General features: G+C 61.9%; 22 protein-coding genes. 3 read left to right on the top strand and 19 right to left on the bottom strand.

Going from position 1 to position 20624, the window contains the following annotated elements:
- Positions 1-161 precede the first annotated feature (161 nt).
- The 17 genes from VMH22_08200 to cyaB all read right to left on the bottom strand — a co-directional run bounded on the left by VMH22_08200 (position 162) and on the right by cyaB (position 15715).
- Positions 162-821 carry a DUF4389 domain-containing protein gene (locus VMH22_08200; protein HTW91676.1) on the bottom strand — a complete coding sequence of 220 codons (660 nt, stop codon included), beginning with the start codon at positions 819-821 and terminating at the stop codon, positions 162-164.
- A 132-nt stretch (positions 822-953) separates the two neighbouring features.
- Entirely contained in the window at positions 954-1082 is a 129-nt protein-coding gene (locus VMH22_08195; GenBank protein ID HTW91675.1) for a hypothetical protein, read from the bottom strand.
- A gap of 329 nt (positions 1083-1411) precedes the next feature.
- Positions 1412-1903: an arsenate reductase ArsC gene (locus VMH22_08190; GenBank protein ID HTW91674.1), complete on the bottom strand. Its 492-nt coding sequence runs from the start codon at positions 1901-1903 to the stop codon at positions 1412-1414.
- 1106 nt (positions 1904-3009) lie between these two features.
- Complete coding sequence (locus VMH22_08185; GenBank protein ID HTW91673.1) at positions 3010-3513, bottom strand: flavodoxin domain-containing protein; 504 nt, start codon at positions 3511-3513, stop codon at positions 3010-3012.
- A gap of 223 nt (positions 3514-3736) precedes the next feature.
- A complete protein-coding gene (locus VMH22_08180) occupies positions 3737-3886 on the bottom strand; it encodes a hypothetical protein (protein ID HTW91672.1) in 150 nt (49 codons plus the stop codon).
- 42 nt (positions 3887-3928) lie between these two features.
- On the bottom strand, positions 3929-4654 hold the full coding sequence (locus tag VMH22_08175) for a carboxypeptidase-like regulatory domain-containing protein (protein ID HTW91671.1): 726 nt from the start codon (positions 4652-4654) through the stop codon (positions 3929-3931).
- 20 nt (positions 4655-4674) lie between these two features.
- Positions 4675-4854 carry a hypothetical protein gene (locus VMH22_08170; protein HTW91670.1) on the bottom strand — a complete coding sequence of 60 codons (180 nt, stop codon included), beginning with the start codon at positions 4852-4854 and terminating at the stop codon, positions 4675-4677.
- A gap of 83 nt (positions 4855-4937) precedes the next feature.
- A complete protein-coding gene (locus VMH22_08165) occupies positions 4938-5729 on the bottom strand; it encodes a flavodoxin family protein (GenBank protein ID HTW91669.1) in 792 nt (263 codons plus the stop codon).
- A gap of 114 nt (positions 5730-5843) precedes the next feature.
- Positions 5844-6305, bottom strand: coding sequence for a flavodoxin domain-containing protein (locus VMH22_08160; GenBank protein ID HTW91668.1), 462 nt, complete (start codon positions 6303-6305; stop codon positions 5844-5846).
- The gene (locus VMH22_08155; protein ID HTW91667.1) at positions 6302-7312 is read right to left on the bottom strand and encodes an NAD(P)-dependent alcohol dehydrogenase; all 1011 of its coding nucleotides are present in this window, start codon (positions 7310-7312) and stop codon (positions 6302-6304) included. The genes VMH22_08160 and VMH22_08155 overlap by 4 nt, the downstream gene beginning before the upstream one ends.
- 218 nt (positions 7313-7530) lie before the next feature.
- A complete protein-coding gene (locus tag VMH22_08150; GenBank protein ID HTW91666.1) occupies positions 7531-7911 on the bottom strand; it encodes a hypothetical protein in 381 nt (126 codons plus the stop codon).
- Positions 7912-8039: 128 nt separating this feature from the next.
- Positions 8040-8924, bottom strand: coding sequence for an ADP-polyphosphate phosphotransferase (locus tag VMH22_08145; GenBank protein ID HTW91665.1), 885 nt, complete (start codon positions 8922-8924; stop codon positions 8040-8042).
- A gap of 93 nt (positions 8925-9017) precedes the next feature.
- Entirely contained in the window at positions 9018-10532 is a 1515-nt protein-coding gene (locus tag VMH22_08140) for a YfcE family phosphodiesterase (protein HTW91664.1), read from the bottom strand.
- Positions 10532-11503, bottom strand: coding sequence for a CHAD domain-containing protein (locus VMH22_08135; protein ID HTW91663.1), 972 nt, complete (start codon positions 11501-11503; stop codon positions 10532-10534). Before VMH22_08135 ends, VMH22_08140 begins: the two co-directional genes overlap by 1 nt.
- Positions 11487-13622 (bottom strand): polyphosphate kinase 1, encoded by a 2136-nt coding sequence (gene ppk1, locus VMH22_08130; protein HTW91662.1) that lies wholly within the window; start codon positions 13620-13622, stop codon positions 11487-11489. Before ppk1 ends, VMH22_08135 begins: the two co-directional genes overlap by 17 nt.
- 22 nt (positions 13623-13644) lie before the next feature.
- Positions 13645-15213 carry an HD domain-containing protein gene (locus tag VMH22_08125; protein ID HTW91661.1) on the bottom strand — a complete coding sequence of 523 codons (1569 nt, stop codon included), beginning with the start codon at positions 15211-15213 and terminating at the stop codon, positions 13645-13647.
- Positions 15188-15715 carry a class IV adenylate cyclase gene (cyaB, locus tag VMH22_08120; protein HTW91660.1) on the bottom strand — a complete coding sequence of 176 codons (528 nt, stop codon included), beginning with the start codon at positions 15713-15715 and terminating at the stop codon, positions 15188-15190. Before cyaB ends, VMH22_08125 begins: the two co-directional genes overlap by 26 nt.
- A 534-nt stretch (positions 15716-16249) precedes the next feature.
- Between cyaB and VMH22_08115 the strand changes: the two genes are divergently transcribed.
- From VMH22_08115 to VMH22_08105, 3 genes are all read left to right on the top strand, one after another.
- The gene (locus tag VMH22_08115; GenBank protein HTW91659.1) at positions 16250-16816 is read left to right on the top strand and encodes a VOC family protein; all 567 of its coding nucleotides are present in this window, start codon (positions 16250-16252) and stop codon (positions 16814-16816) included.
- A gap of 200 nt (positions 16817-17016) precedes the next feature.
- A complete protein-coding gene (locus VMH22_08110; GenBank protein ID HTW91658.1) occupies positions 17017-17385 on the top strand; it encodes a VOC family protein in 369 nt (122 codons plus the stop codon).
- Positions 17386-17609: 224 nt separating this feature from the next.
- Complete coding sequence (locus tag VMH22_08105) at positions 17610-18650, top strand: lysylphosphatidylglycerol synthase transmembrane domain-containing protein (protein HTW91657.1); 1041 nt, start codon at positions 17610-17612, stop codon at positions 18648-18650.
- Here VMH22_08105 and VMH22_08100 read toward each other — a convergent pair.
- Together VMH22_08100 and VMH22_08095 are read right to left on the bottom strand one after the other, a co-directional pair.
- Positions 18630-19676 carry a glycosyltransferase family protein gene (locus VMH22_08100; GenBank protein ID HTW91656.1) on the bottom strand — a complete coding sequence of 349 codons (1047 nt, stop codon included), beginning with the start codon at positions 19674-19676 and terminating at the stop codon, positions 18630-18632. The two genes, VMH22_08105 and VMH22_08100, sit on opposite strands and share 21 nt — an antisense overlap.
- 114 nt (positions 19677-19790) lie before the next feature.
- Positions 19791-20468 carry a glycosyltransferase gene (locus tag VMH22_08095; protein ID HTW91655.1) on the bottom strand — a complete coding sequence of 226 codons (678 nt, stop codon included), beginning with the start codon at positions 20466-20468 and terminating at the stop codon, positions 19791-19793.
- Positions 20469-20624 lie beyond the last annotated feature (156 nt).

Raw genomic sequence — 20624 nt, 5'->3', positions numbered from 1 at the left:
CCATCCGGAATTGATTGGGAATTGGTCATTGCCACTTGGTCATTTCCTACCTCTGCCAACTCCTCATGAGCATACGCACTGGTCACCGTCCGTTTGCCAACATCAAGCGGAACTCGTCGGGTCCAGTTCCCGGTTCACCTGGTTCCGGCCGTCCGCGGGCCCTAGCCCAAGCTGAATGGCGGATAGCGGTCAGTCACAAGCAGAAATGCGTAGGCAGAAACTCGTAGGCCCCAGCGACCTACTCCGACGACGAAGTCGAAGAGGCCTCTGGGATACTGACCCGTGAAGAGAATGGCGAACCAGGCAACACCCGCTGCAAGGCACGCGCCAATGCCGAGGAACGCCAGGACGACGTAGTGCGGAATCGCAAGGAACCATTTGACTAGGGGCATCCACCGGTTGAGGTCATTTCGCACGTCGGGGTAGTCGACCTCGATGTGGACGGACTGGTCTTCGACGGTCGACGGATACCGGTCGGTCAGAAGCAGCAGGTAGGCCCACACTCTGTACTGGAAGCGGGTCAGTTCACGTGCAAACTCGAACCACCAGCGAGGATAGCTCTGCCGAAAGAAGATCAACAGGGCCGTGGCTGCGGCGAGACCGCTCACCAAACCGCCAGCGGTGTCCCAAGTTTTCTTCACGATCTCGCCGGCCTGATTGAGGATCGTCGCGGTGTTGGCCATCTGACCGGTCTGCGAGATGAGGCCAAGGACGATGGCGATGGGAATGATACAGACAAGTCGGAAGAAGGTGGTTAGCCTGTTCAGTTTCTGCGCATATTCGATTTCCAGACGAGCAGCATAGTAGTGGTAATCAGCCATTAGTGACTCTCCTTTGCATGTATTCGCCCCATGGCTTGGTGTGAAATCGGACGGTAATGTGCAAACGTAGCCAAATCCTGCAGGCCGAACGGAGGAACCCGGGAACGCCCATGGTCCGATGTCTGGCCGGGCTTAGTGAATCAGCGCTCTTCCGAGGTAGTACGGCCAGATGAAAAGGGCGAGCACGGCCCTCCAGAAGAAAGGCATGTGCAGGTAACCTATGCTGAACAGCCAGCCGATGGCCCAGACCGACCCAGTCATTGGTCCGCCATGCCATTCTCTATGGTGTTTGTGGTGATGCCTGTGCCAACGTTCATTGTCCCAGTAACGCCCCCGAGTTTCTGCCCCACAGTTCTGATTGTTGTCATCTCCTATCATGGCTTTCTCCTTTGTTGCCGCATTGCCTGCCGAGCACGCCACCCAGGGCCAGGGAGGGCAGGGAGGGCGCGAACGCGCGCCCCTCCCTGCCCTGCTGCCCCGTCGGGATCCGGTAGGACTCGATGTCCGTGAAGTAAGGCTTCTTCTTCTTCGAGTCTCAACATCCTACGCACTCGATGTCAGGCCCGTATGAGCGACCGGTCAGGATTGTGTTATTCGATGTCGGACAACAAGAGCAAGTCCCGCGTCGCGGTCGCCGGGCTTTGGGGCTGGTCTTGAACGGCCAACCAGTCGCGCAGCTTCGATTCGATGGTGTCGCGCGTGCGGCGGAACGCGTCGAGCCGCTGGTCGCCGGTTCCTTCGACAACAACCGGGTTGTCAATCGGCCAGAAGATCTGCTCCAGAGCGCCCGGCCAGGCCTCAGGGCAGGCCTCGGCCACGCGAGCGCAGACGGTGATGGCTGTGCGGATGCGTACGATACCGAGGAACTCACAAATGTGCTTCGGCCGGAGCCCGGTCGTATCGATGTCTCTCTCGTGCAGCACCTGCAGGGCAAGCGGAAGGACTACCTCACCCGGTGCCAGGCCGGCGCTAACTGCTATAAACCGGTCTCTGGCGAGGTGCCTGAGCAGCGCCTCAGCGATCTGGCTGCGGCAGGTGTTTGTGGTGCAGAGGAACAGTACGGTCGGTTTCGATTCACTCATTGAACCTCCACCGACACTCTAGCGTCTGAGTGTTGACTCCGGATGAACTCCGGGTCAGGACTACGTCAGGTGAGGGGCAGACCTAGTCGGTTACTCATCGGGGAAACGCCGTCCGCGTGTCGGCCCCTGGGACCGGCACTGCGTGGCCGGCCCCATCCTGACTTGCAGGCGGCATGTCGCTTGTCTGATGCCCTCCCGCGTCACGGTGCCTCGTGGTGTATGGAATACGGTAAAGGGAATTCGGTCCCACCTCGCTACCGTCGGCGCTTTGAACCACGCCTCCCCTCCGTCCTTGAGTGGCGTGAGAACATACATTCTACCGGTTGGATTCCTCAAGCGGATCCGGTTCTCTCGGAGCACTGCGTCTCCGACAATTCCGTTCATGCCTGGCCACCTCTCATAGGCCGACTCTTGGTGCCTCGCTAAATCACAGGTCTCCTTGGGAACTCCCTGCTGGCTGCCGAGTCCAGCGCCCCTCGTAGCCGGATCAGGTGCGGTTGCGGCTACATTCGTAAACGGATGTCAAGTTGACGGGACGCGCCATCAGGTCAGGGAGGGCAGGGGAGGGGGTACGTACGGCCCTCCCCTGCCGGGAGGCAACCAGAAACAGGATGGTGAGTCCTGCTGGAGAGAAAGCACCTCGTTTGCTTCACTGTCATTCTGGTACGCCATTGTCAAGCCAGCATAAGCATCCGGTCAGGATTGTGTTATTGGAGGTCGGACAGCAGTTTCTTCACCTCAGCCTTGATGATGTCCCACACACGACGGAACTCCACGATGCCCTTGCCGGAGGGGTCGGGAATCTCCCATTGCACCACTTGCGCCCGGCAGGAAGGGGAAGTCGACCTCGCAGCCCATGGTCACGAGGTAATCGTACTTGAGGTCAGGCAAATCCTCGAGACCCTTGGGTCGGGCCCCAGAGATGTCGATTCCGACCTCCCGCATCACGGCCATCGCGTCGGGCTGAACCGCCTCTGCCGGCCGATGCGCACTCGACGTCCTCAGCGAAATCGTGGCAAGATGCCTCAACCATCTGGCTCCGGCACGAATTGCCGACGCATGCGAACAGGATTCTTGCGGGCATCAGTCGCCTTCCAAGAATGGCCTCAACGTTGCTCTTCCGCCCTGGTCAGAGAAACCACCCAGTCCTCTATCTTCTTCCGGTCCCGGTAGTCGCCCGGCGTGATGCCGAGCATCAGCTTGCCCATGAGGTTGCCGAACCAGCCGGACGGCGACGCCTTGCCCGCAAACACGGCTGTGCTGATGGATGAAAGCCCGTGCGCGACCAATTCTGGGTACTTATGCGCCGTCTTCCGCTTGTCCTCCTTCACGGATGTGATGGTAATGCAGGCGGCAAAGACCGCCACCTTCTTACGGCTCAACTCGGCGCGGTTGGCGGCGATGAACTCCCCGACCTTCCTATGCGGCCGCGCGCCGTGTATTGCGGAACCGATAACCACAAGGTCGTACGGCGAAAGGTCCACGACCAGACCCGAGGCCGGAATCGTGTAGGCCGTGACGCCGGCCCGGCGCAGCGCAGTCTTCATGAAATCCGCAATCTCCGCCGTCGAGCCGGCGTAGGAACCGTAGACAATCAAGGCGTTCTTCACAATCGTAGTCCGTCAATCGTCAATCGCTGGTCCGTTGCAACGGCAGCGGGCACGCCAGCCGCGGGTCGAGAATCGCGTGCTGAGTCACACTGATCTGCCGTGAGCATGGAATACCCAATGGTCAGGCTCCCCTCTTGACGCGGATGCAACTGCTCCCGTCTGGTATTCCGCGTCTCCTCCATTTGTCCGACAGGCTACTTCATCTGTGGCCGGACGAGACCCGCTATTTGTCCTTCCGCACGAGTCGGTAGACGCCGAGCGCCGCCAGTGCAACCACGGAGACTACCACGGAGATGCGCGGGTCCCACATGGCACTGAAGAGGACAAGCAATGCGGCGACAATCGCGATGGTGCCTTCTACCCTAGCATTCACTGCTGTCTCCTTTGCCTGCCCGAATTCCGTGGTGCGCCGCAGTCACGGCAGGAACACGCAACCGGCTCCGTGCTCGCCGGTCTCGCGGTCAGTTAGCTCCAGTGACAGCCGCGACGGACTGGCGGTTCCGGTGCTCGCAGGCAAACCGACCTGGATGAGCCAGCCCGGCATCGTCCGCCCCGGCCCGGCCGATTCTGATACCCGGCTGACAGCAAACACTGGAACCGTTTGGCCGTCTACCTCCGCGATAATTTCCTGAACGGTGAGTTCAGGGCTGATGGCGACCACCGGAAGCGAATCAAGGGCATCCGGGCCATGCTCCTGGATAAGCTTGCCGCATCTCTGAAGGCTCATCGGCCTTACATAGACAAGATACGAAGGCAAAGCCCCGCTGGGCCGCCACGCGTGAATGCCGTACAATTCGAGGCCGTCCACACGGCAGTCAATCGTCAGATCGCCCTGCGCCGGAATGTCCCATGCCCAGTACTCTAGGTTCTCAACCTGGTAGTTCCGAACCGCGCACAGTGCGATGTAGCGCCCGGCCGGAACCAGCAGTGAGTACCTACCCTGCGAATCGGCAACGGCGCGCGCGGCGTCGCTGAAGTCATCGCGCTTGAGTAGGACCTCGGCGCCGGCCAGCGGTTCATTGGCGAAGTTGGTGACCGTACCTTGGATATGCGCCTGCGTATCCATCTTCTTATCCTGTGCGGCAGCAGCAACAGCAGTGCGGCTAGAATCGCGCCGCGAGCGACGATGTCGGTCCTTCACGTCCTCCTTGCAGGCAGTCGTCAGGGCCGCCACTTGTCTATCGCGCACGGCGAACACAGCAGTTCCTCCTTTGAGGCTACCCGCAGACACTTTTCGCAAATGTACTTGGGATGCTTCACGGTCTCCACGATATCCTCCCTCATGCCCGGGTAGTGGTGCTTCTTCTTTCTGAGTTTGCAGAGTGTCTCTATCTCCTTCATATTGCTACCTCCATTTTCGATGACGTCGACAGACTTCCGCAGCATCGTCGGAGACCAAGGCCGTCAGAAGAAACGGGCGGTTTCTACTGATCGGGCTGAACATCCGCGCCGGCTTGCTGTGCTGCGGCGGGGCGGTCGCGCATCGCCTTCATCATTATGCCGGCAATCTTGGCCTGGTTGATCAACCCGCCCTCGAAACTCAGCGTGGTTATCTGTCGGTAGTATTCGGGTTTCACTACCAGCGCGGATATAGCGGCGGCGGTAGCGTCGGATACTGTGCCCTTGACGAGCTCCGCACCGGCCCGCCGCAACAGTTCATACTTCTCGTCGTATACCCTGGGCGCGCCGGCCGCTCCGGCCGCGGATATCAGCAACTCGCCGGAATGCTGCCAATCCGTGTGCTCGCAGATTGTCCGGAAGTGCCGACGCAGCACGTCGAAGTTCTCTATTTCCGGGAATCCACAGGATGAGATAAGCACAGTCTTGGGGTGGAGGCCGAAGCGCTTGGGATGCGTGGTCGCGCCTGACGCGGTCGCAATCTGTGCCGGCTCGAGCACTATGAAGAACCGGTCGATTACGTTCTTGACCGTGGCCGGGAAGTCGAAGACGTATAGCGGGGCGGCCAGCAGGAAGTAGTCGGCCCGCTTATACACATCAAGAATCTGCTCGAAATCGTCCTGCTTGGCGCACACGCCGGGGCGTTTGTGCCCCCAGCACGAATAGCAACTGTCGCAGGGCTTGATGTTCATCTTGTGCGGATAGAATTTGTGGACTTCCAGCCCGTCGCCCATCCCTTCGATGCAGAGGTCGAGCATCTTCTCGGTAAACGACGGCTTCCGGAGCGAACCGGATATTGCCAACACGACACTACTCAATTCATGCCTCCACTTCAATCGTCGTCAATGCGGTCTCTGTCTTATATCACTGCCGGACGCGGCGGCAGGCCTTGATAATCTACCCCACCGGACAGGTGCAGTCCATGACCGCTCTCACTGGCCTTTCAGGAATTCGACCAGGGGAGCGATGGTGGACCGGTCGGTGTAGTCGTAGTCGGCGGTCTTGGCCATCCGCATCATGGTTCGGTCGAAGAAACCCATCCGGGCGACCACCATCCGGCCACGAAGGTAGAAGAACCTCATTCCGGCACGGATCTCCTCGGGCAGGGCATTCTCATAGCCGGAACGGTCTTGCGGGTTGTCCGGCTCAGCGCCGCCCACTGCGAAAAACGCCACCCGCTTTCCCTTCAGTTGTCCGGCTCGGGACTTCACGAACCCGGCTATCTTCAACCGGAACATGTAGAACGGGCAGCCGAAGGCAATTGTGTCGTAGGCGGCAATGTCCAGTTTCTTGGCCTCAGCCAGCGGCATGAGCTTGGCTCCCGTAGCTTCGGCCAGCCATTCGGCATAGTCTCGGGTTGAACCGTACTTCGAGTAGTAGATGATCAAGGTCATGCCGCAACTCCGGTGCCCGGCTCGATTGCGATGATTACCTTGCCACGCGAGTGTCCCCATCTGTAGTACTGCAGGGCCGCAGCAGTCTCTGCCAACGGATAGACGCGGTCGACTACGGGCGCTACCTTGCCTGCCTCGACCAGCTCTTTCATGACCATGAGGTCCTTATGATTCGGTAAGACGAGCATGGTGGACAACTTCCGTCCGTTCTTCTCCGACACGAGCGGTCCGAGCAGCATCGCCTCAAACACCTGCGCCAGCGCCTTGGGACCGCTCATTGCAGCGCCGCTGCAGATATATCGGCCCTGCGGAGCAAGCGCCCGCTTGTAGTCGAGAATCCGGCGATACCCGCCAGTGGCTAGAATGAGGTCATAGCTCGTACCGCTCCATGTGAAGTCCTCGCGCGTGTAGTCAATCAGATGGTCAGCTCCCAGCGAAAGCACCAGGCCCAGGTTCTCAGTGCTGCAGAGGCCGGTTACCTCGGCCCCGTACGCCTTGGCGATTTGCACCGCGAACGTCCCCACACCGCCCGAGGCGCCATAAATCAGGACCTTGTTGCCGGACCTGACCTTGCCGTGGTCACGCAGGGCCTGCAGGGCAACAAGCCCGGCTTCCGGCACTGCCGCGGCGGCCGCGAACGAAACGTTGGCAGGTTTCAAGGCCAGCGCGCCTTCCGCAACCACCACGTACTCGGCAAAGGCACCGTAGCCGGACGCGTGCGCGCTGCCATAGACTTCGTCGCCGACCTGGAACTGTGTGACGTTCGTGCCCACCGCTTCGACCTCCCCCGCCACGTCGTTGCCGGGAATCCGGTACTTCGGTTTCACCAGGCCGGTCCAGAACCGGGCCATCAGTGGCGTTCCTCTGACGTGACCCAGGTTGTTGTAGTTCACGGATGACGCTTGGACTTCCACCAGGACATCGTTGTCACCGAGGCTGGGCTTGACCACTTCTCTCAGCTCAAGACCCTCCGGTGGTCCATATCTCGTGCATACGATTGCTTTCACGGACACCTCCTAAAGGATACTCAGTTCGGCTGATTGCACCCGCGTTGTCCCTGCCTCGAATGGACAGCAGCTGGTTCTGCGGACGGGCCGTAGGCGTGGCCGGTGCCCGACGAGTAGACGGTGGTTCCTTCGAGCCGGGTGGTGTCGGAACCGACAATCAGGTGGAATGCAGCTTCGCTTCGTCGGAGGCTTGGTTCTTCACCACAATCCCCGTACACTCATATGATCTTGCACCGGATCCATTCGTCCTCGTTGCACTCATAGCTGGCACACAGCCGGTGGTAGCCGTCCGCAATCACCACCTTGCCGTTCTGCTCATCTCTGACGAGAAGCAGGGGTGAAAGCCCTTGCCCCTTTCGGATCTTCTTCCGGTCCTTCTCGACGTGCGAATTGCTCACGCCCAGCAATGAGAGTTGGGACGCCCTGAAGATGTCCTTGGCCTTGAACTGCACGACCGGTGCATGCTTGAACTCGGCCACCATCTTGGCGACCCGATCCCCCCGGCTGTAGATGAGGCTGAGATAGGATTCGGCGGCAGGATAATCGTGCTCTTCCACGTCGGGCAGCCACTTGATGTCCTTCGGCTTTGCCTTTGCCATATTGCTGACTCCTTACCTGTTGGTATTGCAGCTCGCTATTGTCTGCGGTCTCTTCCCGGTTCATCGCTGATGGGGCGTGACCGCGGCAGACCTTGGGACTGTCGTCTCGGACCGCTTGCCGCAATTGTCTATCGCTGCTGGTTCTGTCTCGCGAGCAGCTTGCGGATGGATTCGAGTTCCCGGCGACGCTCCGCGGTGACCTTGGGATACGCCATCTTGAGTTCGCCAAGCGCATCGAGGACAATCCTGGAGACAATCAACCGGGCATTCTCTTTGTCATCAGCGGGCACGATGTACCAGGGTGCGTGGTCGGTACTGGTCGCACTCAGACAGGCCTCGTAGGCTTTCATGTAGTGCTTCCAGTATTTCCTTTCGTTAACGTCCGACTGGCTGAATTTCCAGTTCTTGTCCGGCTCGTTTATGCGCGCAAGGAAGCGCTTTCGCTGCTCGTCCTTCGACAGGTTGAGAAAGACCTTGACGATACGCGTGCCGTTGCGGTACAGGTGCTCTTCCAGATCGACGATGGAACGGTATCGGTTCTTCCAGATTGTCTTTTCGTCAAGCAACTCGTCCGGGAGCCCCTGGCCGCGCAGGATCTCCGGATGTACGCGGACAACGAGCACCTCCTCGTAGTAGGAGCGATTGAAGATGCCGATCCGGCCGCGTTCCGGGAGACGGCAGGTAGTGCGCCAGAGGAAATCGTGGTCCAGTTCCTCGGCTGTCGGCTGCTGGAACCGGAAGACCTCGCAACCTTGTGGGTTGACCCCGGACATGATGTGCCGTATCGTACCATCCTTTCCGGCAGCGTCCATCCCCTGGACAATCAGCAGCAGGGCGTAGCGGCGGGATGCGTAATGGAGTTCCTGCAGCGAACTCAACTCCCGAACGTATTCTCTCAGTTGTTCCTGGTACCGTTCCTTCAAAGGAAAGAAGGGTTTCACATTGGTCGGCCACTTCCTGAGTTTGACTTTCGCGCCGGAAGCCACGCGCCAATCCTTTGAATTGATACGCATTCTCAGACTATCGAACCCTGGGGTCATGCAATCCCGGCGCCACTCATCACGAGAATCGAGCTGCCGTTCCGGGGCGGGCCAGGCCGCGGCGGCTCATTGGCCGTCGTGGTCCCTGTCTGGCTGTGCGCGGCGACGGGTCACGCGGTCGGGAACGGATGTGTGATTGCCCGACACCGGGACGGACCGCGTCAATGCCATCGGTCCGGACTCATAGGCTTCGAGCTGGCCCTGCGCCAGCACGGCCCCGGGCCGGACTTTGTGCTCCCATTCAAGGACGAGCTTGCGGTCGAAGACCTGCTCGAATAGCAACCCCTTCTCAAATACGCGCTGGCGCCACTCTTCATACAAACCGAGCACGACGCAGTGCACGATTGCCTTGCGTGGGGTGAGCGTGCAGGTCAGGGAATGAACCAGGCTGCGGTGGCTGCTATCGAGCGAGTCCACAAGGCTCAGGATGGCGGCGAGCACCTTTACCCGGTGCCGGTCTTCGTGGCTGAGCTGCGCGAAGTGTCTGTGCTTCATGCTCGGCAGGTTCTTGCGGTGGTAGCGCGCTATCGAGCCGATTATGAGCCGCTCCCGCCGCTTGAAGGGCAGCAGCTCGGACTTCAGGATAATCTTCAGAGCCTGTTTGTGGTGGCTCTTGGAACCGGCCACGTAACCGATATCATGCAGTAGTCCGGCACATTGAAGGTAGAAGCGCTCCTGCGGCCCCAGTCGGTGAACCGTCTGGGTCTCATTGAAGAGCATCATGGCAAGGCGGGTGACCTGGTGCGTGTGCTCCACTTCGTAGTCGCTGGCTCGGGCCAGGGCCATTACCGCCTCGAGTCGCCGGTCACCGCCGCCCGCGGCCGCGTCGAAGGGTCGGCGCTTGCCGTTCTTGTAGCCTTCCTGCAGGGCATCAAGGCTCGACCCTTTCAGCAGCATCTGGGCGAAAATCTCGGGCAACTTGTGCCGCCGAATCTCGGCCACCGTTTTGCGCACTTCGTACCGAACGCGGTGGTGGGTGACGTTGAATTGCCTCGGCTTGACCTCGAAGATGGCGTAAGATGCCCTTGGGTCGCCATCGTCCGGTCGTCCGACGCTGCCCGTGTTCACGAACAGCACTCCATCATGCTCGCGTTTCGCCGGCCGGTGCTTGTGACCGGAAATGATGATGTCAGCACCCGCAATTTCCGCCAGCCCGCCCAGTCGTTTCTCCGACGTCTGGTCGCCCACGTACTCGTCGTGGTCCGCCGGGCTGCCGTGGGTAAGAAGTATGCGCTTGCCCTCCAGCTCGAAGCGGGCCTCCTCTGCCAGGCTTTCGAGATACGTGCGATTGCCCGGCGACAGGTGTTCCCATGCCCAGCGGTACGCCAGCCGCTTCTCCGGAGAGGCGGATTTGGGTTTCCTGCCCTCGCCGACACCAAGAACCTTCAGGTCGTAGTTCCCGGCAATCGACACCGCGTTTTCGCGCCGCAGGCGGCTGACTACCTCATCCGGCTGCGGTCCGTACCCGACGAGGTCGCCGACATTCCAGACCGCGTCGACGCGGCGGCGATGAGCATCGGCAAGCACCGATTCCAGCGCGGCCAGATTGGCATGGACGTCTCCGATGAGCGCGACCTTCATCAGTTGCCCCCGGCGGCCACGGTCTGACGCAGATGTTCCCAGACCAGGTCCGACTCGGTCTGGTGCCAGAAACGCGCAAACTCACGGTAGCGCGCCCGCCGTAGAGCAGACACTCGGCGCCGCAGGTACTCAAGCCCGGGCACCAGTCGCGGGAAAGCCGCATCCGAGCCATAGTATTCCAATGTGCGCGTCCGCTCCGAACGGGCAAATTCGGGCAAGAGCTCGGCCCAGACGTCGTAGTCGTGTATGTCACCGAGCAGTCGCTGGATTTCCTTGGTCATGTCAATTGTCTTCTCCAATTGGTCGCCGAACAGCGGCCGGAAGAGCTCAAACGAGTAGCGCAGATGCTTGGTGGCGATGCGCATCTGGTGCAGTTCTCTCTGACACTCCGGTTGGTCAACAAAGGGCAGGAATACCAGCAGCTCGTCCAGGTGAGTGGATATCTCCCGCCGGGCCCGGCGCCAAAGGGCGCTGCTGGCCGGGACTTCGGTCACGAGTGGCTCCAGCCGGTCCTGCATCGACTCGACCACGCCGCTCGACTCGAATTTCTCCACCCGGCGAACGACTTCATCCTGAAGAGCGGCCCGCTGCTGCTTAAGCCTCAGACGCAGACGCTGAACCCCGGGACGCAACCCGGGCTTGAGCCGCCGCGTGTCCATGCCGGCGATGAAATCAAGCTGTACGTCCAAATCGCGCGCCCGGCTGAGCGAGCGGGTGACCTGCCGTACGAGTCTGGTCCAAACCTTATGCGGACGCCGGGGCAGACAATCGGCAAACACCCGCAGGGCGGTGCGCAGCCGCCGCGACGCCACGCGCATCCGGTGAACGAACTCGATGTCGCTGCCGTCCTTGACGCCCTCGGCTTCCTTGGTGAGCATCTTCAGCCGCTCCAGGACCGCGGCCGCGGCAAAGGCGGTCTCGGACGGGTCGGCCAGTCCGGCCGGAACCAGCAGGTCAGGCTGATGTGGCATGGCGTTGGATGAGCTCTTCCTGCACGCTGAGCGGCGGTCGGGCCGGCTCGGCCCGGCGATAGGTGGCATCGGGCAACATGATACGGGCTTTCACGCTGTCACGCCAGTAAAGATCGAGGAGTGCACGGAGTTCCTGTTTCAATTCCGGTCGCTCCACCGGGAATAGCAGTTCAATGCGGCGCTCCATGTTGCGTTTCATCCAATCGGACGAGGAAAGGAACAACTTCGGTTCGCCGCCTCCGCCGAACTGGTAGATACGGGAGTGTTCGAGGAACCTCCCGACGATGCTTCTGACCTCGATCGTCTCGCTCAGTCCCTTCAGGCCCGGCCGCAGGCAGCAGATGCCCCGGACGAGCAATTGCATCTTGACCCCGGCCGCGCCAGCTTCGTAGAGCTTGTCGATTATCTTCCGGTCCTGCAGCGCGTTGAGCTTGGCGAAGACGAAACCGGTCCCGCTCCGACGCTGGTTCTCGACTTCTCCGTCGATGAGTTGCAGGAAGTAGTCGCGCAGATGATGGGGCGCGACGACCAGCTTGTTCCAGCGCGGCGGGAGCGAATGGCCGGAGATGACGTTGAAGACGTCGGAGGCGTCGCGGCCGAACGGCTCGGCGCAGGTCAGGAGGTGCAGGTCGGTGTAGACCCGCGCCGTTGCCTCATTGTAGTTGCCGGTTCCGAGGTGGACGTAGCGGCGGATGCCGTCGTCTTCGCGTCGGATAACGAGGCAGAGCTTGGCATGGATCTTCATGCGCGGGATGCCGTAGACGACATGGCAGCCGGCATGCTCGAGTTGCCGGGCCCAGCGGATGTTCCGTTCTTCGTCGAAGCTTGCCTTGATTTCCACCAGTACCGTCACCTGCTTGCCGTTAAGCGCGGCCCGCGCCAGCGACTGGACCACGGCGGACTGCTGGTAGGTGCGGTACAGGGTAATCTTGATGCCGAGAACGTCCGGGTCGTCGGCCGCGCGGTCAACGAGGTCAATCACCGGCCGGTAGGACTGGTAAGGTACGTGCACGAGCAGGTCGGATTCGCGTATCCGCTGGAAGATATCATCATACTCGGTCGCGCCGGCGTCGTACATCCGGTCCTGCAGGTCCGGACGCGAGGTCTTGGCAATCAGCTCGTAGAGAAACGTCAGGTCGATGCGGCCGTCCAGCAGTTTCACCCGGTCGGCCGCCACCCCGACGCGTTCAGTCACCTGTTCGAGCAACCCGGGTGATACCGTTCTCTCGATTTCCAGCGCCACCGGCTTGGCCCGGGGCCGGCCTCGCACCTGTTCCTCCACCGCTTCCAAGAGGTCGGAGACTTCGTCTTCATCGATGTTCAGCTCACTGTCGCGCATAACGCGGAATACCGCGCTCTCCCGGACTTCGTAGCCGCGGAAGAAACGCTCGAGGTTGGCGCGCAGTATGTCTTCGAGCAGCACGAACCGGTGGTCCATCCTCGACGCGGGCAGCTTGAATACTCGCGGCAGCCCGGCCGGCAGAGGGAGTATCGCCAGCGCCGATTCACCGGCGCGTTCCAGCCGGACCGCCAGGCTCAGGGTCTTGGACGGCAGTATCGGGAATGGATGCGACTGGTCAACCGCCATCGGCGTGGCCAGCGGGTACGCGGTCGTATCAAAGTACGACTGCACGACCGCCCGGTCGCGCTCGCCGAGCTGCGACATCTCCGGCAGTCGAATCCCTGCTGCGGCCAGTTCCTGGCGCAGCAGGCGGCGGAAAATCTCCACGTGGCGTGTACGCAGGCGGGTGGCAATCGCCTCGATGCCCCGGTAGACTTCTTCCGGGAAGTAACCGAAGCCGTCCGGTTTCTTCTCGTCCGCATCGATTACCTCGCACAACGCCGCGACCCGCTTCATGTAGAACTCGTCGAGATTGCTGGCGAAGATGGCCACGAACTTCACCCGTTCGAGCAGCGGATTGCTCTTGTCTTCGGCCTCTTCGAGCACCCGTTCGTTGAAGGCCAGCCAGCTCCACTCACGGTTGACGTAGCGGTCGCGCAGGACCGGACCTTCGCGCGGACTAACCACAGATGGACACTGATGAACACAGATGGTTTTCCCGGAGACATCTGCCCGGCTATCCGTGTTGGCCCCCGAGGCCCCTGTCAGACAGTGCATCCGTGGTTCATCCTCCCGCCGTTCATTGCGGTTCGCGTTCGACAATCAGCCGCACTTCGCAGCCGGAAATCTCACAGAGCAGGTTCTTCTTTTCTTCGACTGCCAGGCGTTCTAGCAGCGGGTCGGCTGCGGCGCGAACCCGCAGCTCGATGGTACACTCATCTACCACCCGCACCGTGAGCTGCTCCACCCGACCGGTATGCGAGCGGTCGAGCGCGTCGGCAACCCGCAGCAGGGCAGAGAGCTTCTGGACTTTCATGCGCGCCGGCGGCGGCAGCGAGGCATACAGCGGGTGGGAATCGTGCGGGGTTGAGCGACGGTGATACCGGGCGATGCAGGCAATGAGACTTACCTCCCCGGCGTCAAGCCGGAACAGGTTGAGCGCGCCAATCAGGTACTCGCTGTGCTTGTGATGGGCGCCGGCCGAAACAAACTTGCCGATGTCGTGCAGGTGCGCCGCAATCACCAGGTAGTTCAGGTCTTCCGGTTCCAACCCGAGCCGACCGGCCAGGCTGCCGAAGAGCTGGCGGGCGAAGGATGCCACGCGCCGGGCGTGCTTCAAGTCAGCCCCGTACCGGTAGCACAGACCGCGAGCGACCGACAATTGCTGGCGCAGCTTGTTGTAGCGTTCGGCCTGGCCGAGCTCGAACAACGTGTAAGTCAAGAGCGCCTCGCCCAGTGACGTCTGAACGACGAATAGCTCGTCAAGCTCGAAGGCCGTGAGCAGTGCGGCGACGGTGGCCGAAGTGGCAACCAGCATTTCCGCAACGTCCGGCGCGAGTTTGTGGGTATCGACCAGCTCGGCGGCGCTGCGGCCCCGGCACCGGTTCCACAGCTCCTCCGCCTGCCGCCGTTTGAGCCGGGCCAGTCCGCTCGCGTAGCCCCCGGCCCCGAGCACCGCGCCCAGCGACGGAACTAGGTGCTCGCTGAACAGGACGATGCTCTGCAGGGCGACGCGCGGCAACTGGCGTCGCAGTCCGGCCAGCTCGGTCTCAACGTATTCGCGCAGCACGTTCCCGGCCACGTACGGCTCAGCTCCGGCCTGCTCGATGAGCCGGGTAAGTCGCAGCATTCCCAATGGCAGTCCGACCGTGGCCAGCACGGTCCCTCGCCTCATCACCGAGAAGTCTGATGTGCCGGCACCAAGCTCGGCGGTCAGGATCGTCTGCTGTCGCACCGGCAGCACCTTGCTCATGCGGAAAAAGAGGTAGGCGTCGTAGTAGTAGACCACGTCTCCCGCAGTCAGTACCATGACATCGAGCCCGCTCTTGCGCCGCACCGAGTCCAGTATCACATCCCGGTTGCGCGCCTCACGGACCGCGGTCGTCGCGACGGTGCGGAGTGTCTTTACGTCATACTCCGCGAGCGTCCGGCGGTACCGCTCCAGCGTCGCCAGGACATGGCCGGCGGCGGCCGGTGACACAATGTTGGTGCGAAAGACCTCTTGTCCGATGGGCATCGGCGTCCGCAAAGACTCAAGCACACGCAGCTTCTCTCCTTGCCGCTCGCCGATGACCAGCCGGATCGAGTTCGACCCGATGTCGATTACGCCGGCACGCGCCGGGTTAGCTTCGTGCTCTGTAGTGCTCAATGACTTGTGGCAGACCCCACGGCCGCAGCGTTTCGGGTGCGAAGCCAAGACGGGCGGCCACAGCCTGCACTTCTTCGATGCTCCCGGCCTCGATTTCCAGGAACTCCGGAATGAACAAATGCTCGCCCACGTGGCGGTCGATGGCGATGGTGGCGGTGTCCAGCCGGTAGCTAGTCCGGAACTTGTCCACGTGAGCCGTCTCGGCCAGCCCGAGCGCATTCAAGAGCAGTCGGCAGGCCTCAAAATCACTGACCCCGACCTCGATCTCCTCCCGCACCTTTGCGCCCTCTTCGCCCACACGACGCTTGAAGGTAAGCAGCACGCGATCGCCCTCTCTTCGGAGTCGCAGCAGATTGCCCGCGACACGCAGCCGGCCATCGGGAGAGTCGAAGAAGACGGCAGTGAGCCGCTCCTCCGGGGAGGGCCTGGCGCTGAGCTCGGCCAAGGTCAGCTCGACCGCCGGACGGTCGATGTCGAGGACCTTAACCTCTATTTCACGCATGAGAACATATAGCACCCCTAGGTTAAGTAAGTATAAGCTCTCTGTTAGCGTTGTGTCAAGCCGCGGTACACCTGCCCAGTAACCAAGTGACGTTTCCTCAACGTCTGCCGCCGCTGCGCCGGCTAGATGGAATCAGCCCCGGGCGCCGGTGCGATTAGTGCGACAGGGAGAAGCGGGGCGACGCCCCTCCTCTGTCTTTGGCACTGGCTACGAAGGACAGGAGGCGTGATTGTCTTGCCGGGTGAGCAAGGCCTTCTTCCCTCCCCACGCTATGATGGACCAAACCTGCTTGGGGAAAATGAACGCTCAGTCAGGATTCTGTCTCTCGTGAGCGGACAGAAGTCTGCACGCTTGGGCTGTGGCGGATCGCGAACCCGCGGGTCTGCCGGCGCCCGAACACGGGGCTGAACCTGCGCTAATACCTAGCTGATTCTCTTCCGTAATCATCTTGGAGCCGGACGGGCAGGAATTGCCTGCCCTCAGCCCGGCGACCTCGCGATGACCGAAATACATGCAAACACAAAAGGAGAGCGCATGTCGCGCGTAGTGCATTTCGAGATGATGGCCTATGAGCCCGAGAGGGCAATTGACTTCTACTCCAAGGTACTGGATTGGAAGTTTCAGAAGTGGGCCAACCCGGACTCGGACTACTGGTTGATCAGCACCGGTGACGATGAAGCACCGGGCATCAATGGCGGGCTCACGACCGGTAAACCGGTTAGTGCCGTGGTGAATACCATCGGCGTCGCCGACCTTGATGCGACGCTCGATAGGATCGAGGAGAACGGCGGCAGAGTAATCCGACCGCGCGTGTCCAGGCCGGGCATGGGCTGGTATGCTTCGTTCGAAGACCCGGTCGGCAATCAGTTCGGGCTGCTACAGGCTGGAGCCGCCGAGAATGACTGCCCGGAGACCGTAGAGGATCGGCAGCAGTCGCTGCCAGGCTGCTCCGACGACCGCGTCCGGCCTCGGCCTCAAGCCGGCCGAACCACCTCCACGAGGACTACTCGCAAGACGGCTAGAACGCCACGCCCGTCGCCGGCACGGACCAGCCGAACCAAGACTGGCTCGTCCCGACCTCGTACCCGGGCAGGTCGCTAGTCGAACCGACGAGGAATGCCGGCACAGCCGGTCTGTCGGCGGAACGCAGTAGCTGAACTCTGCGCAAGGACTCCGCTTATACTGGCCTGACTCTTGTGCCGTAACATGAACATGGTCGGGTCAGATGCAGGAATCTCCTGCTCACAGCCCGGCGTGTCCAAGATGGCTGAAGACGAATGACCGCAGCGAAAGGAGAGCGCATGTCGCGCGTAGTGCATTTCGAAATCATGGCCAAGGAGCCGCAGAAGGCAATCGACTTCTACTCCGCCGTGCTGGACTGGAAGTTCCAGAAGTCGGAGAACACGGATAGCGAATACTGGCGCGTCTCGACCGGCGACGAACAGCGGCCGGGAATCAACGGCGGACTCGCCGCCGGGGACCCGGTCGGCGCCGTGATAAACACCATCGGCATCGCTGACCTCGACGCGACGCTCGGCAAGATCGAGGAGCACGGCGGCAAGGTAGTTCAGCCGCGTGTGGCCCGGCCGGGCATGGGCTGGTTCGCCTCGTTCGAAGACCCGACGGGCAACCAGATGGGCCTGATGCAGGCGGACGCAGCAGCGCAGTAGGTCACCTGGTTACGGAACGCGCTGAGCAGCCGGCACGTGCCGGCTGCTCAGCCGGTTCGGCCCTGCCTCATCCTGAGAAGGACTCTGCCAGCCCGGGAAATGACAAAGTGCCAAGGGGAAATGACGAAGTCCGAAGCCCCGATTCGGAGTCGCGGCTGGCATTGTTCATTTCCCCTTCGTCATTGCCCACTTCTCATCCGGACGCGATTCTCATCCGCCGCCGGATGGCAAAAGGTCTGAGGCTATTTGCACTGCTGGCCGTCGCGTCCGGGGTCGCGGTGATAGCGCTCACTGCCGGCCGCCAGACGCTTTCCGGCCTGGCCGGAGTGAGGTGGCACTGGCTCCTGGCGACGACCGCACTCTGGCTGGTTGCGGCTCTGGTCGACGGCGGCCGACTCGCGGTGCTGTCGCGGGCCGGGGAACACCCACTCACGCTCGGCCGTTCGGTCAGCGTTATCTACATCGGCTATTTCATGGCGGCGGTGACTCCCTTTCAAGTCGGCGGTCTGCCGCTCCAGCTCTACTTCATGAACGGCTGGGGTGCCAATCCCGGGCGAGCCTCGGCGATGCTGCTGATACGAGGTGCGCTCTTCTACGGCGTGTTGTTCGCCGCCGCGCCGCTTGTCGCTGCCATTCTCGGACCCCAGACGGGACTCCTGAAAGCGCTCGGAATGTATGTCGTCTTGACGCTGGCCTTTGCTGGCCTGGTGATTCTCGCGACCATTGCTTTCCGGGATAGACTTGCCGCCTGGTCCGGTCGGCTCGGACGCAGTCAGCGGCCCACGCGCCTGCGCCGGCTTCTCGCCTGGCTGTTCGTCCAGCTCGAAGGACTTGGCGCCGGGCTGAGGACGTACCTGCGCCGTGACAAACTGAAGTACCTGGTCTCTGCAACCGCTCTCACCGCCGTATTCATGGCGGCAGTCTTCAGCATGAGCGCGACCCTGCTCTGCGGCCTTGGCGTAAGCACCAACGCGTTCAAGACCATGGGCCTTGACCTGCTCCTTTGCTCGGTCACGCTCTTCGTGCCGACGCCCGGTGCAACCGGGGTTGCCGAGGCCGGCGCCGCCGGGCTATTCACGATGGTATGCCCGAAATACCTGCTTGGCCCCTACATACTGCTCTGGCGGTTGTTCAGCTTCTATCTCGGTGCGATCGTCGGCGGCTTCCTCACACTCCGCCACCTTCCGGCGCGCCGCAACTTGACCTTCGCGGCCGGCACGGAGGTGAGAACGCCGGCGGCCGCCCTAGGTGGCGACCCGCGGTGACGAGGCTCGCCGGCCGGGCCGTACCGGCCGCCGGCGCCGCCGCGCCAGGGCGGTCACCAGTACATGCTCGATGCGAGTGGCGGCCTGGTCGGTGCTGTCGTGGAGTCGGAACATCAAACTCGGCTTGGGTCGGTGCAGAGGGATGGAAGGAATCAACTGCAGGAATCGGCCGACGTCCTCGGCAACGTGTTGAATCCTGCCCCGCAATCCCCAGCCGGAACGTTCCAGCATCCGCGCGTTCAGCTCCTGTTCGTATTGGTTGTCCTGCGGGAAGGCCAGGACGGGCTTGCCCAGGTGCAGCGCTTCGGACATGAGCTGATGCCCGGCCGGAGCAATCACTCCCCGGCAGGCGGCGAGTGACTCGGCAAAGTCGTACCGCTCAGATGGAAACACCCGGAACTCGGTTTCCGGGAGCTGGCCAAGAACGGGCAGGATGTGCTCGGCGAAGCCGTTGCGGGCATACACGACCACGAAGCGAGCCAGCTTCTCCCTGCGTCCCGTGATCTCCGGCCTCAGCAGCGGCCCCACGTCGCCGCTGTAGAACGAGGAAACCATCCGCGCCGTGGCTGGCGGCATCATCAGCCGGTTTGTCAGCCAGGCGACAAACCAGGAGAGCCGCAGCGCGGGATGGCGGTCGACGACGCCCTGGTGATTGAGCTGGACTACCGGCCTTCCCGCTGCCAGGCCGGCCAGCGACAGGAACGGGTCGTAGTCCGACACCACCGCGTCGACGGACAGGAGTTGCAGGTCACGGGCCAGTGCCATTGCCGTGGGGCAAGTGCGGAGGAAGAGACCGAAGTTGGCCCAGGCGGTTGCCAACAGCCGAACCCTGTTGCCGCGGTAAACAGCCTGCAGCCAGGGAAGCGGGTGGAATTGGCAACCGGGCAGCCGGTGCTGCATGATTCGCCTGGTATGCAGCGGACACCAGATACTGATCTCGTGTCTGTCGCGCAGTGCACGGCACAGCGCTGTCATGCGGGTCGCGTGACCCGAGCCTTCACCAGTCAGTGACACGGCGATATGCATCTGCTCCCTCTTTCTCGCGCGACAGCGCGGACGATACTGACCCTGAATTCTGAAGAACGCCTCTTCTCGCAACGGCATCCGGGACAAACCAGAGCCGGCCGCGCGCGCCATGCGTCATGGACAGCCAGCGCACGCGTCCAGCGCTGCCGTTGCCGGAGCCGTCCGCGTCGGGCTGCGGCTGAGACCGAAGTAGTCGAGCAGCACCCTTTGCAGGCGTTCGCAGGCATCCCGGCCCAACTGCCAGTTACCCGGCTGGAGAACCGACAATCCCATGATGTGGGTTGCGTTCCAGGTATTGCGGCCGTGGTGGAGGCGGATGTAGACGCGGTCGCATAGATCGAGCGGTACGGCAACTTCGGCCACGCGCTCGGCTCCAAAGTGGGAGAGGAACTGGAACATGAACTCGGTGTCCTCGCGTCGGCGCAGGGCAGCATATCGAATATCACAAATACGGTGCATGATAGTGCCGTGGATTCTCGTGGCGCTGAATACTTTGGCGCTGTTGTACGGTATCGAGTAGCGGATCTGCCGATTCAGGAACGTGCAGACGGCCTGCTCCCTCACGATGGGAGCGGCCTGCAGCTCGATCCTGCCGGGACCATGCCAATCGTCATCATCCCACTGGATCGCATACTCGCCCATCGCCACGTCCAGTCCGATGTTCCTGAGTGTGCCGAGAGGGTATCGGTCGTGTGCCACGAAGACCTCGCGTACCAGGCGGCGGCCGTCAGGCAATCGGTAGGGGTCGGACCGGTCCAGCAATCGGTACGGGCCGTCGTTGACAATAATCAACTCCCGTCTCGCGGCGGGAGCGTGGCATCAATGCTGTTGAAAATCGGGGCTATTGCAGGTGAAAGGTGCATGCAGACGGACGTAAGCTGTCATCCGGCGTTGGATCGCGTCGACGGTGCTGAGTCCGGAGACGACTTCCCGTAGGCTTCCGTGCAT

Source organism: bacterium, from assembly GCA_035505375.1.
Lineage (GTDB): Bacteria > Hydrothermota > Tepidihabitantia > Tepidihabitantales > Tepidihabitantaceae > UBA2258.
The sequence above is the reverse complement of the archived record's forward strand: the minus strand, read 5'-3'. Positions and strand labels throughout refer to the sequence as shown.

Excerpts from the sequence above, each read along its gene's own strand:
- VMH22_08170 (HTW91670.1), bottom strand. The coding sequence starts at position 4,854 with ATGAAGGAGATAGAGACACTCTGCAAACTCAGAAAGAAGAAGCACCAC.
- cyaB (HTW91660.1), bottom strand. The coding sequence starts at position 15,715 with ATGCGTGAAATAGAGGTTAAGGTCCTCGACATCGACCGTCCGGCGGTC.
- VMH22_08110 (HTW91658.1), top strand. The coding sequence starts at position 17,017 with ATGTCGCGCGTAGTGCATTTCGAAATCATGGCCAAGGAGCCGCAGAAG.
- VMH22_08145 (HTW91665.1), bottom strand. The coding sequence starts at position 8,924 with ATGCGTATCAATTCAAAGGATTGGCGCGTGGCTTCCGGCGCGAAAGTC.
- VMH22_08135 (HTW91663.1), bottom strand. The coding sequence starts at position 11,503 with ATGCCACATCAGCCTGACCTGCTGGTTCCGGCCGGACTGGCCGACCCG.
- VMH22_08150 (HTW91666.1), bottom strand. The coding sequence starts at position 7,911 with ATGGCAAAGGCAAAGCCGAAGGACATCAAGTGGCTGCCCGACGTGGAA.
- VMH22_08115 (HTW91659.1), top strand. The coding sequence starts at position 16,250 with ATGTCGCGCGTAGTGCATTTCGAGATGATGGCCTATGAGCCCGAGAGG.
- VMH22_08100 (HTW91656.1), bottom strand. The coding sequence starts at position 19,676 with ATGCATATCGCCGTGTCACTGACTGGTGAAGGCTCGGGTCACGCGACC.
- ppk1 (HTW91662.1), bottom strand. The coding sequence starts at position 13,622 with ATGCACTGTCTGACAGGGGCCTCGGGGGCCAACACGGATAGCCGGGCA.
- VMH22_08160 (HTW91668.1), bottom strand. The coding sequence starts at position 6,305 with ATGACCTTGATCATCTACTACTCGAAGTACGGTTCAACCCGAGACTAT.
- VMH22_08200 (HTW91676.1), bottom strand. The coding sequence starts at position 821 with ATGGCTGATTACCACTACTATGCTGCTCGTCTGGAAATCGAATATGCG.
- VMH22_08105 (HTW91657.1), top strand. The coding sequence starts at position 17,610 with ATGGCAAAAGGTCTGAGGCTATTTGCACTGCTGGCCGTCGCGTCCGGG.
- VMH22_08190 (HTW91674.1), bottom strand. The coding sequence starts at position 1,903 with ATGAGTGAATCGAAACCGACCGTACTGTTCCTCTGCACCACAAACACC.
- VMH22_08140 (HTW91664.1), bottom strand. The coding sequence starts at position 10,532 with ATGAAGGTCGCGCTCATCGGAGACGTCCATGCCAATCTGGCCGCGCTG.
- VMH22_08195 (HTW91675.1), bottom strand. The coding sequence starts at position 1,082 with ATGACTGGGTCGGTCTGGGCCATCGGCTGGCTGTTCAGCATAGGTTAC.